This is a genomic window from Lentzea sp. NPDC058450 (genome assembly GCF_042721395.1).
In the GTDB taxonomy this organism is placed as follows: Bacteria; Actinomycetota; Actinomycetes; order Mycobacteriales; family Pseudonocardiaceae; genus Lentzea.
Genome location: NZ_JBHXLO010000024.1, coordinates 1 through 15,681, shown reverse-complemented (window position 1 = coordinate 15,681; position 15,681 = coordinate 1). Strand labels below are relative to the sequence as shown.

Below are 15,681 nucleotides of genomic sequence, written 5' to 3'. Positions count from 1 at the left end.
TGCTGCGTGCAAGCCGCTAAACGGGGGTGGATAGCCTGGGGGGCGTGCCCTTCCCCAAACGGCTCATCGTCGCCCTGGTCCTAGCAACGGCCACTGCCGCGTTCGCCGCTCCGACGAGCACCGCACAGCAGGCCGCCGGCTCGGCGCAGTGTGCGAACCGCGAGACCCCTCCGCCCCCGGTGGACACGTCCGAGCAGCCGGAGCCCGGCCAGAAGGCGCCGACCGCGCTGGAAGTGCCGGAGAAGCCCATCGGAGGTGACCGGCTGGGCGAGTGCGGCCTGATCCTGCCGCCGAACTCGGCACAGCCTCCCAGCGGCATCACCGCCGCCTCGTGGATGCTCGCGGACATCGACAGCGGCGCAGTCATCGCCGCGTACGACCCGCACGGCCGTCAGCGTCCCGCGAGCATCATGAAGGTGCTCCTCGCGATGGTCGTCGCCAAGGAACTGCGGGGCGACCTCGTCGTCACCGCCAGCGCGGAGGACACCCAGCAGGAGTGCACCTGCGTCGGCCTGAAGGACGGCGGCCAGTACACCGTCCGCCAGCTGCTGCACGGCCTGCTCCTGACCTCGGGCAACGACGTGGCGCACACGCTCGCCCGTCAGCTCGGCGGCGTCCCCAACGCCCTGCGCAAGATGAACGCCATGGCCAAGGAGCTCGGCGCCCTCGACACCCGCGCCGTCACTCCCTCCGGCCTCGACGGCCCCGGCACCAGCACCTCGGCCTACGACGTCGGCCTGATCTTCCGCGGCGCGATGAAGTACGACGAGTTCGCCCAGGCCATCAAGCTCCCGCAGTCGACCTTCCCCGGTCGCAACGGCGGCACCATCCCGCTGCTGAACGACAACCGCATGCTCCAGAACTACCAGGGCGCGCTCGGCGGCAAGACGGGCTTCACCGACGACTCGCAGCACACCTTCGTGGGTGCCGCGGAACGCGACGGCCGCCGCCTCGTCGTCGTCCTGCTCCGCGGTCAGCAGACCCCGACGCGCATCGACAACCAGGCCGGCAAGCTGCTCGACTACGGCTTCGCGATGGGCCCGGGCGGCGTCGGCAAGCTCGTGGACGGCGCGCCGCAGCCGAAGCAGAACGTCGTCCCCACCCAGAGCACCAACGGCAACACCGAGGTGGCGGCCGGAACCGACCCGGACACCGGACGGCCCGCGCCGACCGCGTTCGGCACGGTCGGCCTGCCAATCACGGCCGCCGCGGGGATCGCGTTGGTGGCGGCTCTGCTGCTCGTCCTGCGCAACAAGCGGGCCAAGGCCGCCAGGGCACGACGCCAGGCCGCTCAGGCGGCACAGGGAGTCTGAGAGGCCTTCCAGGCACCAAGCAGGAAACGGCCCCGGCAGCAGCTGCCGGGGCCGTTTCGCGTCCGAAGACCTACCGGCGGCGCCACAGCAGGCCGGCGACGGCTCCCACCGCCGCGCCCACTCCGATCATCAGCGACGGCGCCGGGCCCTGCCGCACGGACACCACCGGGGCGATCACGGCGGGAGGCGGGGCCTGCACGACCTCGGGCTCGCGGTTCTCCCGCGCGGTGGCCGTCCACGCCGTGATGAACAGGATGAACTGGGCCACCAGGTTCGCGAAGACCAGCACACCGATCACCGACCCGAACGCGGCCGAGGTGGGCGACTTGGTCGTGAACGACAGGAAGATCGTCGCGGCCTGCTTCAACACCTCGAACCCGATCGCGGCCGCCAGGGCGCCCCGCAGCGCCGACCGCCACCCCACGGGCTTGCGCGGCAACCGCGCCAGCACCCACAGGAACACCATCCAGTTCGCCAGCAGCGACAGCACGATCGTGCCGAACCGCAGCAGCGCGTGCGCCCACCCGGCCTCGCCGAGCCCCACCCACTCCAGCACCTGCTCGGCGAACCCGGACCCGAGCGCCGTGATGCCGAAGGAGAGCACGATCGCGAGGCCCAGACCCACCAACGCCAGCAGGTCGCGCCAGAGCGTGCCGAGGAACGGCAGTTCGCCCTTCGCCTGGCCCCACTGGGCCGTCAGGGCGTCGCGGAGGTTGCTCATCCAGCCGAGACCGGAGTAGGCGGCACCGAGCAGACCGATGATGCCGACGGTGCCCTTGGACTCCAGGGCGGTGTCCACGGCCTCGTTGATCTGGGTGCGCAGCTGCTCGTCCGGCACGGCCTCGGCGATGCTCGCCCGCAACGACATCAGCAGGTCCGGCTGCGACTGCAGCACGAAACCGGCGACGGCGAAGCCGATCATCAGGATCGGTACGAGCGAGAGCACGCTGAAGTACGTGACCGCAGCGGCGTGCTGGGTGCCGTATCGCTGGTCGAACCGCTCGTACGCACGCATGATGTGGTCGAGCCATGCGTACTTCCGCCGCCACTTGTCCACGAGCAAGACGCTAGTGCACTTGCACTACGCGGGCAGATTACGGAAGGACGAAGCCGATCTTCTCGTACGTGCGGCGCAACGTGCCCGACGCGACCTCACGTGCGCGCTCGGCGCCCTGAGCCAGGATCTTGTCCAGCGAGGCCACGTCGTCGAGGTACATGCGGACGCGTTCCTGCACCGGGGTGACCCACTCGGTGAAGACCTCGCCGAGGTCCTTCTTCAGGTCGCCGTAGCCCTTGCCGCCGTAGTCCGCGACCAGCGACTCGACCGAACGCGACGTCAGCGCGGAGTAGATCGTCAGCAGGTTCGAGACGCCCGGCTTGTTCTCGACGTCGTACAGGACCTCGCGGCCCGTGTCGGTGACGGCCGAGCGGATCTTCTTGGCCGAGCGCTTCGGGTCCTCCAGCAGCTCCACGACGCCGCCGGGAACCGACTTGCTCATCTTCGACGTCGGGTCCTGCAGGTCGAAGATCTTGGCCGTGTCCTTGACGATGTACGCCTCTGGCAGGCGGAACGTCTTGCCGTAGCGCGAGTTGAAGCGCGTCGCGAGGTCGCGGGTCAGCTCCAGGTGCTGGCGCTGGTCCTCGCCGACCGGCACGTAGTGCGCCTGGTACAGCAGGATGTCCGCGGCCTGCAGGATCGGGTACGTGAACAGGCCGACGCCGACGGACTGCTCCTGGCGTGCGGACTTGTCCTTGAACTGCGTCATCCGCGCCGCCTCGCCGAAGCCGGTCATGCACTGCATGACCCAGCCGAGCTGGGCGTGCTCCGGAACGTGCGACTGCACGAACAGGGTCGCCCGATCCGGGTCGATGCCCAGCGCGAGCAGCTGTGCGGCCGAGACGCGGGTGTTCTGCCGCAGTTCCTTCGGGTTCTGCTCCACGGTGATCGCGTGCAGGTCGACGACGCAGTAGAACGCGTCGTGCGCTTCCTGCAGGTCCACCCACTGCCGCACCGCACCCAGGTAGTTGCCGAGGTGGAACGACCCGGCCGTCGGCTGGATGCCGGACAGGACGCGGGGGCGCTTGACGGGCTCTGCGGGAGCGTTCTCCGTGGACACGGAAGAAATCTTCTCAGACCAGGTGGATCAGTTGTGCGTGGTGTCCTGCTGGACCAGGTCGATGCGCTGGTTGGCCGCGATGACCGGGGCCGGCTTGCGCCGCTTGACCAGGCCGTACACCAGACCGCCGACACCGGCCACGACCGCGACCAGGCCCACGGGACCGGCAGCCGTGCCGGTCATGCTGCTCTCGACCGCAGCGCTCACTACAAGACTCATGCCCTGCACTTGCCGAGCCTCCCCATGGCACAGATCCCCCCGGAACGGGTGAACCTCGCTGACTGAACGGCCGCCAAGCTACCGAACACCGGTAGCGTCTCTGCGCGCCGATTCAGACTATCGGTCACTGTTGATCGGTTCGCACTCGCCCATATGTCGTAGTTCGCTGACGCGCGTTACGCCCTGCTAGTGAAGCCAGGGTCTCAAGCTCACTCACAGTGCGCGCGGACCCGTGTTCGGACCCGGCCATGCGACTGATCGTCTCCTCCATCAACGTGCCGCCGATGTCGTTCGCACCGCCGTTGAGGATCTCCGCGGTGCCCTCGTCGCCGAGCTTCACCCACGAGCACTGGATGTTGTCCACGCGACCGTGCAACGCCAGGCGTGCGAACGCGTGCACTGCCCGATTGTCCCGGCGGCTGGGGCCGGGACGGGCAACGCCCGCGAGGTAGATGGGGGCGTTGCGGTGCACGAACGGCAGCGCGACGAACTCGGTGAGCCCGCCGGTGCGGTCCTGCAGCTTCGCGAGGACGCGGAAGTGCGTGAGCCAGTGGCCGGGGTGGTCGACGTGGCCGTACATCATCGTCGACGAGGAACGAATGCCCAGCTCGTGGGCGGTGCCGACGACGTCGAGCCAGGTCGCGGTCGGCAGCTTGCCCTTGGTGAGCACCCACCGCACGTCGTCGTCGAGGATCTCGGCCGCCGTGCCGGGAATCGTGTCGAGCCCGGCCTCCTTCAGCTCCGTGAGCCACTCGCGGACGCTGACGCCCGCCTTCGCCGCGGCGGAAACGATCTCCATCGGGCTGAACGCGTGCACGTGCATGCCCGGCACGCGCTTCTTGATCGCGCGCACGACGTCGGCGTAGTAGGTCACCGGCAGCTTGGGGTCGATGCCGCCCTGCATGCAGACCTCGGTGGCGCCGTCGTCCCACGCCTCCTGGGCGCGGTCGGCGACGTCCTCGGTCGACAACCTGAAGGCGTCCGCGTCCCGTTCACGTTGCGCGAAGGCGCAGAACCGGCAGCCGACGTAGCAGACGTTGGAGAAGTTGATGTTGCGGTTGACGACGTACGTGACGTCGTCGCCGACCACCTCGCGGCGCAGGTCGTCGGCGAGCTTCACCATGGTCTCGAGCGCGTCGCCGTCGGCCGTCAGCAGCGCCATCGCCGCGTCGGTGTCGTCGAGCAACGCCGCCGGGTCGTTCGCGGCGATCTTCAGTCCACGTTGGACGTCTTCGGAAAGCCGTTGGGGCGCAACGGGAATCTTCAGCTCGTCCCAGTCGCCGTAGACCTCGTCGAAGTCGCTGCGGCGGTCGCTCGTGCGGCCCTCGGTGTCGATCGCGGTGTTCAGGTCCGCGCGGCCGAACGTGTCGAGGCCGCCGTCCGGCTCCTGCCACTCGCGGCCCTCGACGGGAGCGTCCGGGTTCGCGAGGCCGGTTTCCAGTGCCAGCGCGGAAACGTGGGCCGTGAGCCTCGTGTCGATCCACTGCCCCGCTGCCGCGCGGACGTACCGCGGGTAGACGTTCAGCCTTTCCCGCAACGAGAAACCGGCCTGCGCGGTGATCGCGGTGAGCTGATCCACCTGGGGCCACGGCTTCTCGGGGTTCACGTGGTCGGGCGTGATCGGCGAGACGCCGCCCCAGTCGTCGACGCCCGCGCGCAGCATGAGGCCGAACTCGCCGCCCACGAGGTTCGGCGGTGCCTGCACGCTCACCGTCGACGGCATCACCAGGCGTGCCACGGCGATGGTCGCCGCGAGCTCGGTCAGATCGGCGTCCGGCATGCCGCGCATCGCCGTGTCCGGCTTGGCGCGGAAGTTCTGGATGATGACTTCCTGGATGTGCCCGTACTGCTTCGCGACTTGACGCATCGCGAGCAACGACTCGGCGCGCTCGGCGATCGTCTCCCCGATGCCGATGAGGATTCCGGTGGTGAACGGGACGTTCACGCGCCCGGCGTCGGTGAGCACGCGCAGCCGCACCGCCGGGTCCTTGTCGGGACTGCCGTAGTGCGGGCCGCCCTTCTCGCTCCACAGCCGCTCGGCCGTGGTCTCCAGCATCATGCCCATGCTGGACGCCACGGGCCGCAGCCGCGTCAGCTCCTCCCAGCTCAGCACGCCGGGGTTGAGGTGCGGCAGCAGCCCCGTCTCCTCCAGCACGGCGATGGCACTCGCCCGCACGTAGTCCAAAGTGGACTCGTAGCCGCGCGCCTCCAGCCACTCCTTGGCCGCGGGCCAGCGGTCCTCCGGCCGGTCGCCGAGCGTGAACAGGGCTTCCTTGCAGCCCCGCGCGGCGCCGGCGCGCGCGATCGCCAGCACCTCGTCGCGTTCCAGGAACGCGGCGGGCACCTTGTGCGGCACGGTCGCGAACGTGCAGTAGTGGCACCGGTCGCGGCACAGCCTGGTCAGCGGGATGAACACCGACCGGCTGTACGTGACCACCCCCGGCCGCCCCTCCGCGAGCAGGTGCGCGTCCCGCACCTTGCCCGCGGCTGTCAGCAGCGCGTCCAGGTCGTCCTCGCGCGCGTGCAACAACACGGCGGCTTCCGTCGCGTCGAGCACGGCACCGTCGGCGGCCCGGCGCAGCGCACGCCTCATGGCCGCCGCACTCGGACGGGGCTGCGGTGGGGTTAGCGAGATGTCCACTGCCACGTCAACGACCTTAGGCCGCTGAAATTCCTGATCACCGCACGCCGGGTGTGGGACATCCCACTGTCAGCGCACGGAGACCAGCAGTTCCGTGTTCCGGTCCAACGGCGTGCCGAGGGGGTTCGTGCGCGAGTGGATGTCGTTGTAGGTGAACTCCCGACACAAGCTCGCCAGGGCCGCATCTGACCTGTCGTCGTAGTCGACCTGGTACGGCGCGTCGGCTTCCAACAACGTCGTGAACAGCGACAACGTGCCGTCGGCGTTGTCCGCGACCTCGATGACACGGGCGTGCTGCGGGTAGTCGACGTGCGCGGCGGTGTTGATCTCCCAGAAGCCGCGGGACGGCGTGTCGTGCCGGTGCGGCGTGATGACGTTGCGGTGCGTGTGGCCGTTGACCCACGCCAGCACGTTCGGAAAGCGGTGCAGCAGGTTCACCAGCGCGTCGCCGGTCATCCGCGGGTCCAACGGCCGGCGGCGGTCCGGCAGGACGTTGCCCATCGTGCTGCTCGTGTGGTGACTGAAGAGCACGAACAACTCGTCCGTGACGTTCTGCCGCTGCGGCAGCCCGAGCCAGTCGTAGTAGAGCGAACTGTTGCGCTTGAGGGTCTTCTCGATCCAGTTGAGCTGGTGCAGCCCGATGGACCCGGTGGAGAAGCCGGCGAGGTTCGTGGTGTCCATGCTGATGCCCGTGACGCCAGGCGCCATCCGGAACGTGTAGAAGACGTCCACGCCATCCGCGTTGGCGTCCGTATAACCGTGACCGCCCGACGGCAAATGCTTGCGCACGAACTCACCAGTGCTGAACAACCGCCGCCTGCTGTCCGGCGTAACGGTGCGAACAACACCACTAGTGCCGAGGATGGCCATCGCCTCCGGGATCGCCGCGGGGTCGTTGAACGCCCGCGCGACCTTGGCGTTCTGCACGGGGTCCCCGAAGCCGACGATCTTCTTGCGACCGGTGTACCAACTGTCGAGCAGCCCGTCCGGCAGCGCCCCGACGACGCTGTCGTCGTGGTTGCCGATGGTCGAGTACCACGGGATGCTCAGCCCAGGGCTGCCGAACTCGCGGACGGCCGCGTCGAGCAGCCCGTTGAGCTGCGGAAACCCTTTGGCCTTGTAGTCGTCGCTACCACTCATGTCCGGCTGCCAGAACGTGCTGATGCCCGCGTTCTGCACACCTTCGTACCGCGAGTCACCGGTGTTGGGCACGATGCGACCACCGTTGAGGACCGCCAAGAACCAGTCGAGCTCGATGTTCTCGTGGTTGTCGGTGTTGTCGCCGGTGGTCATGAGGAAGTCGAACGGCCGCCCGGTGAGCGGCCCCCGCTTCACCGCGTTGACCCTCCGCACGAGGCTCGCGGACCCCTGCGTGGTCAACGCCTCCTGCGGCCGGTGCGCGCTGCTGCCCATGATCGGGTGCAGGTACTCGAACCGCAGCGGACTCTGGGCATCACAGATGTGCATGTCGGAGAACTGCACGAAGCTGCTCAACGCCTGCCGCCGAGCCTCGCGGTTGGCCTTGGCAGCGACCAGATCCGCACGCACCACCGTCGGCCACCCAGGACCAGCCTGCAACCGGCGATAACCGCTGATACCGATGGGCGTGGCAACCGCGTCGAGCGTGGTGCCCGCCGTGTCCGCAAACGCTTGGCCGGGCAGCAACGGCACGCCCGCCGCACCCACACCCATCGCCATGAGGAAAGACCGTCGGTTGAAGCCCGCCATGTGCCACCGCCCCCTGGATTCGAGTACTGAATCGTCTTCATATTCGGGGAACGAGCGGGTTGAATCGAGCCGTCAGGTGGGCGACAAGAGCGATAAAGGCAGGTCGGGCTGGGTCACCTGGAGTAGAGGCACAGCCCACGGCAGGCTCGCGCTGTGGCCGGGGTGAGGTTGCCGAACGCAGCGGCCGGGACGAGGTAGCCAAACGCAATGCCGAAGGCGAGGCGTCCCTCCCTCTTGGATCCGGTCAAGCGGTATCGGTGACGTACCCACCGAACTCAGCCACGCACGCTGGAGATCGGGGCTTGACTTTGGGTGCGAGGTGCTAGCCTCGCGGATCGGCCGGGCGCTTTTCAGCCCGGCTTTTAACGGCCGATGAGCGCCTCGCAAGGGCCCCGAAGTCAAGCCCCAATCTCTATCGACGCGTCAGCGGCGATGAAATGACCCGGCTCGTCCGCAGTTGTCTTTGCACCCAACGCAACCACCGCACCAGGCGACACACCTGGTAGTTCAGCCGTAAACCACGGTGACAGGCGCATGGTCCGACCAGCGCTCGGCATACGTCGCCGCCCGCTCCACCACCGCAGACGAGGCCCGAGCCAACAGCCCGTCCGTAGCCACCTGGTAGTCGATGCGCCACCCGGAATCGTTGTCGAACGCCTTGCCGCGGTACGACCACCACGAGTACGGCCCAACGGCCTCAGGGTGAAGAGAACGCATCACATCGTGGTACCCAGACGCAAAAACAGAAGTCATCCACTCCCGCTCATAAGGCAGGAACCCGGACTCCTTCTGATTGGTCTTCCAGTTCTTCAAATCAGCCTGCTGATGCGCAATGTTCCAGTCACCGCACACCAGCACCTCACGCCCCGAAACAGCCGCCTTCTCCCGCAACGACACCAAATACGGGAGAAAAGCCGCCATGAACCGGTCCTTCTCGTCCTGCTTCTCAGTACCGACATCACCAGACGGCAAGTACAACGACGCCACCACGACGTCAGGAAGCTCGATCTCCAGGTACCGCCCGCTGGACTCGAACTCCGCAACCCCGAAGCCCACACGCACAGACGTCGGCTCCACGCGCGAGAGGATGCCCACCCCCGCACGCCCCTTCATCGACGACGCGGCGTACACACCGTGCCAACCGGCAGGCGAGTGGACCTCAGCGGCCAGCTCGGAAGGTTCGGCCCGGACCTCCTGAAGGCACACGACGTCCGCGGACGTCGTGGCGAGCCACTCGAGGTAGCCCTTCTTGGAGGCGGCACGCAGGCCGTTGACGTTGACCGTGGAGACCGTGAGCACGACGGAGGAGCCTACTTGGAGGCCAGGCCCCAGGGCTTCGGGTACTCCGCGTTGCAGCCGGCGCAGTGGGCGGTGAGGTCGAGGTAGCCGACGATCGTGGCCATCTCGTCGCGCGGCAGGGCGAGTTGGCGCTGGCCGTCGATCTCCGTGTAGAGGCCCTGCCACTCCGGGTCGCACGAGCACTGCGCGACGCCCTTGCCTCTGCCCCACCGAAACACGTTCCTCAGCATGCCCGCAAGTTTGCCACACGCCACCGAAGTCGTTCGCCGTTGCAAAGGCGGACTTCGGCGAACACGAAATGTTGAACGCGGACCATTGATCGTGCGGGTATTCGAAAGGCATGTTTTGAGCGGGCCCAGAAAATCCCCCGAAGCACAAAGCACCAAGGAGAAGACATGAACGCGATCAAGGGTGTTCTCGCCGGTCTCGCCGCCACCGCCGTGCTGTTCGGTGGTGCCGCGCAGGCGTTCGCGGCCCCGGTCACCGAGGCTTCGGCCGAGGCCTCCGCGAACGTGACCGGCAAGGTCATCGCGGTCGTCCACGGCAAGTCCATCAAGGTGAAGGTCAACGCCTCCACGACGGTGGACGTGGACTACGACCTCCTCAAGACCATCGTCTCCGGCGAGCTGAAGGTCGGCGCCGACGTCGACGTCAAGGGGATCAAGCTGGGCGGCAAAGTCATCGCGCTGGGCATCATCGTCCTGAAGTAGTGAAGCGCGGAAAAGGCCGGCGCCGCCCTCACGCGCCGGCCTTTTCCAATGCGGCGGCCAGATCTCGGCGGCCGGAGATTCCCAGTTTGCGGTACGCCCGCGTCAAATGCAGTTCGACGGCTCGTGGCGTCACGAACAGCTCCGCCGCGATTTGCCGGTTCGTCAGGCCGTGGACTGCGCGCCGCACGATGTGCTCTTCCTGCGAGGTGAGCACCGAACCCGACGGCACGCGCGCGGGGCGTCCGCCCGCTGCGCGGAGTTCTCTCGAAGCGAGCCCCATCAACGAGATCGCGCCACAACGCTTCGCCACGTCGTGGCCCTGCCGCAGCGCCGCCAACGCCTCCGGGCCACGCCCGGCAGCCCTCAGGCCGACGCCCCAGTCGACCAACGCCCGCGCCAGCTCCAGCCGAGCCGGGGTCTCCCGCAGCGTGGACACGGCCTCCTCCAGCAACTCCAGGTCCGCGGCCACCACGCCGGCGACCCGCGACGCCACGCCGACGGGCACGGCTAGACCCCACTCGCGGGCGATCTCCAGTTCCTGGGACGCCAGGAACAAGGCCTGTTCCTGCTCCCCCAACGCCATGTGCGCCATCGCCGCGTGCGAACGCCACGGCTGCAACGACGGGTTGCGCGCGCCGCGCCGTTCCATCCGTTGGCCGCACACGAGATGGTCGCGCAACGCCGAAGCCGGGTCACCCAACGCCATGTGCAGTCGTCCGCGTTGGTGCAGCAGCACGTTGTAGTGCGAGTACTCGGGCAGGTCACCGTCCAGCGAGCGTTCGCGCAGCAGCCGCAACGCCGACGCGGAGTCGCCCGTGTCGACCCACACGCCGACGAGCCCCGCGACACCGGCGACGACGTTGCTGTCCTGTTGCGCCCCAAGGGAATCCAGCCGCGCGAGCGACGCCAGACCGAGCTGCTCCGCGACCGCCAAAGACCCCAGCCGGCGCGCCACGTGACATCGCAGCCCTTGTACCAAAGCCGCGCACAGCCCCAGATCGCGTTCGGCCGTCACCCGCAGCGCCTCGTCGCACTGCCGGTCCGCCAGCTCGTACTCGTCGATCGCGAGCAGCGCCACGACCACGTGCGCGAACGAGAATTGGTCGATCAGGTCGCGCCCGACCCGCACCGGCAACGCGGCGTGCACCCGGCGGCGCGTCTCGCCTGCGTTGGCCCCGATCGTCGCGCCCCGATAGGCCAGCACCGTGTTCAGGAACCGGGTGTTGCGCGCCGACGTCATCCGCGACCCGAGCAGCCGCGCGATCCGCGTCTCCACCTCACCGGAGAAGAACGACTCCTCCATCCCCAGCGACAACGCGTACAGGTCCAGCCGCTGAGCCAGGTCGGAGTCCACGCCGGACACTCGCGCGATCACCGACTCGACCTTCGCGACCGCGTCCCGGTACAGCCGCCGCCCGGCCAGGTCGTAGGCGAGCAGCAACGCCATCCGCCCCTCGGCCAACACGTCCATCGACGCACCGGCGGCCTTGGTCAGCGACGCACGGGCGGCGCCGGGGTCGACCAGCGACTGCGCCTCCGAGAGCTCGACCAGCACCTCGCCGCGCAGGTCGTCCGGCAACGGCTCGCGCAACAACCTGCGCAGGCAGGCGATCGCGCGGTCCGAGGTGGATCTTCGGGCGACGGCGAGCAGCACGTCCCGCACCCACTCCTCCCCGATCGGCGACGCCTCCAGCAGGTGCGAGGCGACGTCGTCGGCGGAAGCCTGGTCGTGGTGCTGGAACCGCGCCGCACGCGCGTGGATCGACGCACGGTCCAACGCGGTCGTGCTCTGCGCCAACGTCGCCGTCACCATCGGCACGCCCGCGAACCCCATCCCACCCAACGCCCGGGACGCCTCGGCCGCCTCCAGCGCGTCCAGCCCAGCCGCCGCACCGGCCAACGCCAGGTCGGCCTCGCCGAGCACCGCGGACGCGCGCGCCAACGCCACCACCTCAGCACCACGGGCAGACAGCCGCGCGACCAGTTCCCCGGCCCGTTCCCCGAGGTCACGAGGACGAAGCCCGAGCAGATAGGGGTTGCCGCCGGTCGCCACCCGCCAGTCCGCGACGACGTCGTCGGGCACCGCCGAGGAGAACAACGTCCGCAGGAACCGGCCACACGCGAGCTGGTCGAGCCCGCGCAACCGAACGCGCACCGCGTCCCCGACCACCTCACGGAGCAATGGCGGTTCATCGACCAGTCCGCGCGTCACCACCACCACGACCGGCAGCTCACCGAGCCGTCGTCGCAGGTAGGCGAGGAACTTCAACGACGGCTCGTCGGCGAGTTCCACGTCGTCCACCGCGAGCAGCACCGGGGAGTCCAGCACGAGCTCGCGGACCAGCCGGTGCACCCGGTGCAGCGCGGCCTGGTCGGCGTCCCCGGCGAGGATCTCGTCGGCGTGGCTCTCGAAGAGCTGCGCGAGCACCCCGAACCGGAACCCGGCCTCGGAGGCGGAACACTGCGCGCGGAACACCGAGAAGCCGAGCTCACGGGCCATCCGCACGGTCTCGGCCAGCACCGAGGACTTGCCGAGGCCGACCCGGCCCTCGACGCACACGACCCCGGGGGCCTTCTCCAGTGCCTCGCGCACTGTCGCCAGCTCGCGTCTGCGGTCAGACACCACCGCCACGGATACGTCCCTTCGCCGCACGCTCTTCGAACACGTGGCGGCGCGTTCCGGCTACCCGCGCTAGGCCAGCCGGATCAATCCTAAGAGGACGGCCCCGGTCAGGAAAGGCCTTTCCGAACCGGGAAATCCCTGGAATTTTCGCTACTTGCAGGTGGAATCGCTGGTCAGCGCCGTGAACGACTGGCTCACCCAGCGCCGGTCGCTCAGCATCCGGTAGCCGTTCTCGACGCGCCCCTGGGCGTCGGCCACGGCGTCGCGCGGCATCGTCGAGACGATCGGCTGCATGTCACCGGGGCCCGAGCGGACGTTGAGGATGTCCGCGGTCACCGTGATCTTGCAGATCCCGGCCGACGTCTCGCTGCCCATCGGCTTGCCGCCGTTCACCGCGTACATCACGCCGGCGACGCCGAGCACCCCGATGACGATCATTCCCCGAACCGGCACACCGAACATCGCGAACGCCTCCACCTGACACAAGCCCTGGATCAGCAGATATAGCGGCTGCGAGACCTGTGTGGACGGCTCGGCGCGGCAACCACCCGCAAGAGGAACCGACCGGGTGACGGACGCACGAAAAAGGCCACCCCGGCGTAACCGGAGTGGCCTTCTCGCGAGAATCAGGCGATCAGAAGGACGCCATCTTCTTCTTGAGGTTCTCGTCGAGCGCGGCGAGGAAGTCCTCGGTGGTCAGCCACGCCTGGTCCTTGCTGATCAGCAGGGCCAGGTCCTTGGTCATCTGACCGGCCTCGACGGTCTCGATCACGACCTCCTCGAGCGCCTCGGCGAAGCGGATCACCTCGGGGGTGTTGTCCAGCTTGCCGCGGTGCATGAGGCCACGGGTCCACGCGTAGATCGACGCGATGGGGTTCGTGGAGGTCGGCTTGCCGGCCTGGTGCTGGCGGAAGTGACGCGTCACGGTGCCGTGCGCGGCCTCGGCCTCGACCGTCTTGCCGTCCGGCGTCATCAGGACCGACGTCATGAGGCCGAGCGAGCCGAAGCCCTGCGCGACCGTGTCGGACTGGACGTCACCGTCGTAGTTCTTGCACGCCCAGACGTAGCCGCCCTCCCACTTCATGGCCGCTGCGACCATGTCGTCGATGAGGCGGTGCTCGTAGGTCAGGCCGGCGGCGTCGAAGTCCGCCTTGAACTCGGCGTCGAACACGGCCTGGAAGATGTCCTTGAAGGCACCGTCGTAGGCCTTGAGGATCGTGTTCTTCGTCGACATGTAGACGGGGTAGCCCCGCTGCAGGCCGTAGGAGAACGAGGCGCGGGCGAAGTCCTCGATGGACTTGTTGTAGTTGTACATGCCCATCGCCACACCGCCCTCCGCCGGGAACTCGGTGACGACGTGCTCGATCGGGTCCGAGCCGTCCTCCGGCTGGAACGTGATCGTGAGCTTGCCGGCGCCGGGCACCTTGAAGTTGGTGGCCTTGTACTGGTCACCGTGGGCGTGACGACCGATGATGATCGGCTTCGTCCAGCCCGGGACCAGCCGCGGGACGTTGGAGATGATGATCGGCTCGCGGAAGACGACACCGCCGAGGATGTTGCGGATCGTGCCGTTCGGCGAGACCCACATCTTCTTGAGGCCGAACTCCTCGACGCGCGCCTCGTCCGGCGTGATCGTGGCGCACTTGACGCCGACGCCGTGCTTCTTGATGGCGTTCGCGGCGTCGATCGTGACCTGGTCGTCCGTGGCGTCCCGGTGCTCGATGCCCAGGTCGTAGTACTCCAGAGTGACGTCCAGGTACGGGTGGATCAGCTTGTCCTTGATGAACTGCCAGATGATCCGGGTCATCTCGTCGCCGTCGAGCTCGACGACGGTGCCCTGAACCTTGATCTTGCCCATAACTCCGGGCGCTCCTCTCGCGACGATGCAAGCAAGACAAGCGTACTGGTAGAACGCTCGGCTGTGCCTGCGACCCTGGTTACACCGATTCAGGCGCACCATAACTCCCGCGTCGACGCCCAGCAGCGGACGCGGTGCTCCCTACTGACTACCACGTCCGACGCAACAGAACCGCCCGGCCAGGCGTGTTGAGAAACGGACGGATTCGAACGTGCGAGCGACTAGTGTTGCTCCGTCGGGTGATCATCAGAAGGGGCGTAAGTGTCAACTGGGCCAACACATGCGATGAGCGGGCTGCTCGCCTGGAGCGCCGTCACCGCACTCGCGTCGAGTCACCCGATCGGCCAGCTGACGCCGCAGAGCTGGGCCGTAGGTGCGGTTCTGGCCACGGGCGCGGCACTGCTGCCCGACCTCGACCACCCCGGTTCGACCATCTCGCGCACGTTCGGAGCGCTGAGCGGCGGGTTGTCCGCGGGCATCAACGCGTTGAGCGGCTTCGTCTACCGGACGACCCGGCTGAAGCGTGATTCCAAGCGAGACGGCGGACACCGCGGTCTCACCCACACGCTCGTCTTCGCGTTGTTCGCCGCCGTCTTCACCGCCGCGGTCGTGCAGAACAGCCAGAAGTGGGCGCTGCCGGTGCTCATGTTCGTGTTCGCCGGTCTCGCCGTGCGCGGCATCATGAACGACTGGTGCCCCAAGCAGGACGCGTTGTGGATCACCGTGGTGTCGGCGGGGATAACGTGGGCGATGATCGCGTGGACCTCGCAGACGGACGCGTCGGCGGCGGCGTGCGGAATCGCGGTCGGCATCGGCTGCTTCGCGCACTACATCGGTGACGCGATCACCGAGCAGGGGTGCCCGATCCTGTGGCCGATCCCGATCATGGGCAAGACCTGGTTCCCGGTCGCGCCGCCGAAGATCATGCGGATGAAGACCGGCGGGGTCGTGGAGATGGCGATCGTCGGGCCGATCGTGACGGTCCTCTCGATCTGGCTGGGACTGGCGGCGTTGCAGGCGACGGGCGCGCTGCCGTTCCTGAGCTGGGTCGACCTGCTTCCGGTCTAGTGGCGCGGCCCGAAACGCTGACGTGGGAATTCGCGGTCAGACGGGCGCATCGTGGCACCGCCCCCACGTCCTCGTACTGGTTGTACGGGGGCGTGGGGGCGGTGC

13 protein-coding genes are annotated in these 15,681 nt (G+C 68.2%); 3 read left to right on the top strand and 10 right to left on the bottom strand.

Annotated features, from left to right (window positions below):
- The first annotated feature begins 44 nt into the window (after positions 1–44).
- Positions 45–1,313, top strand: coding sequence for a D-alanyl-D-alanine carboxypeptidase family protein (locus ACFWNN_RS30590; protein ID WP_382443400.1), 1,269 nt, complete (start codon positions 45–47; stop codon positions 1,311–1,313).
- 70 nt (positions 1,314–1,383) lie between these two features.
- Here ACFWNN_RS30590 and yhjD read toward each other — a convergent pair whose 3' ends face one another.
- From yhjD to ACFWNN_RS30555, 7 genes are all read right to left on the bottom strand, one after another.
- Positions 1,384–2,370 carry an inner membrane protein YhjD gene (gene yhjD / locus ACFWNN_RS30585; protein ID WP_382443399.1) on the bottom strand — a complete coding sequence of 329 codons (987 nt, stop codon included), beginning with the start codon at positions 2,368–2,370 and terminating at the stop codon, positions 1,384–1,386.
- 37 nt (positions 2,371–2,407) lie between these two features.
- Positions 2,408–3,430: a tryptophan--tRNA ligase gene (trpS, locus tag ACFWNN_RS30580; protein WP_382443398.1), complete on the bottom strand. Its 1,023-nt coding sequence runs from the start codon at positions 3,428–3,430 to the stop codon at positions 2,408–2,410.
- Positions 3,431–3,457: 27 nt separating this feature from the next.
- Entirely contained in the window at positions 3,458–3,649 is a 192-nt protein-coding gene (locus ACFWNN_RS30575) for a hypothetical protein (protein WP_382443397.1), read from the bottom strand.
- A 124-nt stretch (positions 3,650–3,773) separates the two neighbouring features.
- On the bottom strand, positions 3,774–6,296 hold the full coding sequence (locus ACFWNN_RS30570) for a bifunctional FO biosynthesis protein CofGH (protein WP_382443396.1): 2,523 nt from the start codon (positions 6,294–6,296) through the stop codon (positions 3,774–3,776).
- A gap of 63 nt (positions 6,297–6,359) precedes the next feature.
- Complete coding sequence (locus tag ACFWNN_RS30565; RefSeq protein ID WP_382443395.1) at positions 6,360–7,988, bottom strand: TIGR03767 family metallophosphoesterase; 1,629 nt, start codon at positions 7,986–7,988, stop codon at positions 6,360–6,362.
- A 537-nt stretch (positions 7,989–8,525) separates the two neighbouring features.
- Positions 8,526–9,317, bottom strand: a complete 792-nt coding sequence (locus ACFWNN_RS30560) for an exodeoxyribonuclease III (protein WP_382443394.1) — start codon at positions 9,315–9,317, stop codon at positions 8,526–8,528.
- Between the two features lie 11 nt (positions 9,318–9,328).
- On the bottom strand, positions 9,329–9,547 hold the full coding sequence (locus ACFWNN_RS30555) for a hypothetical protein (protein ID WP_382443393.1): 219 nt from the start codon (positions 9,545–9,547) through the stop codon (positions 9,329–9,331).
- Positions 9,548–9,712: 165 nt separating this feature from the next.
- Between ACFWNN_RS30555 and ACFWNN_RS30550 the strand changes: the two genes are divergently transcribed.
- Entirely contained in the window at positions 9,713–10,027 is a 315-nt protein-coding gene (locus ACFWNN_RS30550) for a hypothetical protein (RefSeq protein WP_382443392.1), read from the top strand.
- A 28-nt stretch (positions 10,028–10,055) separates the two neighbouring features.
- Here ACFWNN_RS30550 and ACFWNN_RS30545 read toward each other — a convergent pair whose 3' ends face one another.
- The 3 genes from ACFWNN_RS30545 to ACFWNN_RS30535 form a co-directional block, all read right to left on the bottom strand.
- Complete coding sequence (locus ACFWNN_RS30545) at positions 10,056–12,659, bottom strand: LuxR C-terminal-related transcriptional regulator (protein ID WP_382443391.1); 2,604 nt, start codon at positions 12,657–12,659, stop codon at positions 10,056–10,058.
- Between the two features lie 141 nt (positions 12,660–12,800).
- Positions 12,801–13,088, bottom strand: coding sequence for a hypothetical protein (locus ACFWNN_RS30540; protein ID WP_382443390.1), 288 nt, complete (start codon positions 13,086–13,088; stop codon positions 12,801–12,803).
- Positions 13,089–13,284: 196 nt separating this feature from the next.
- Positions 13,285–14,508, bottom strand: coding sequence for an NADP-dependent isocitrate dehydrogenase (locus ACFWNN_RS30535; RefSeq protein WP_382443389.1), 1,224 nt, complete (start codon positions 14,506–14,508; stop codon positions 13,285–13,287).
- 261 nt (positions 14,509–14,769) lie between these two features.
- On the opposite strand from ACFWNN_RS30535, the gene ACFWNN_RS30530 reads away from it, so the two are divergent.
- Positions 14,770–15,576: a metal-dependent hydrolase gene (locus ACFWNN_RS30530; RefSeq protein ID WP_382443388.1), complete on the top strand. Its 807-nt coding sequence runs from the start codon at positions 14,770–14,772 to the stop codon at positions 15,574–15,576.
- Positions 15,577–15,681 lie beyond the last annotated feature (105 nt).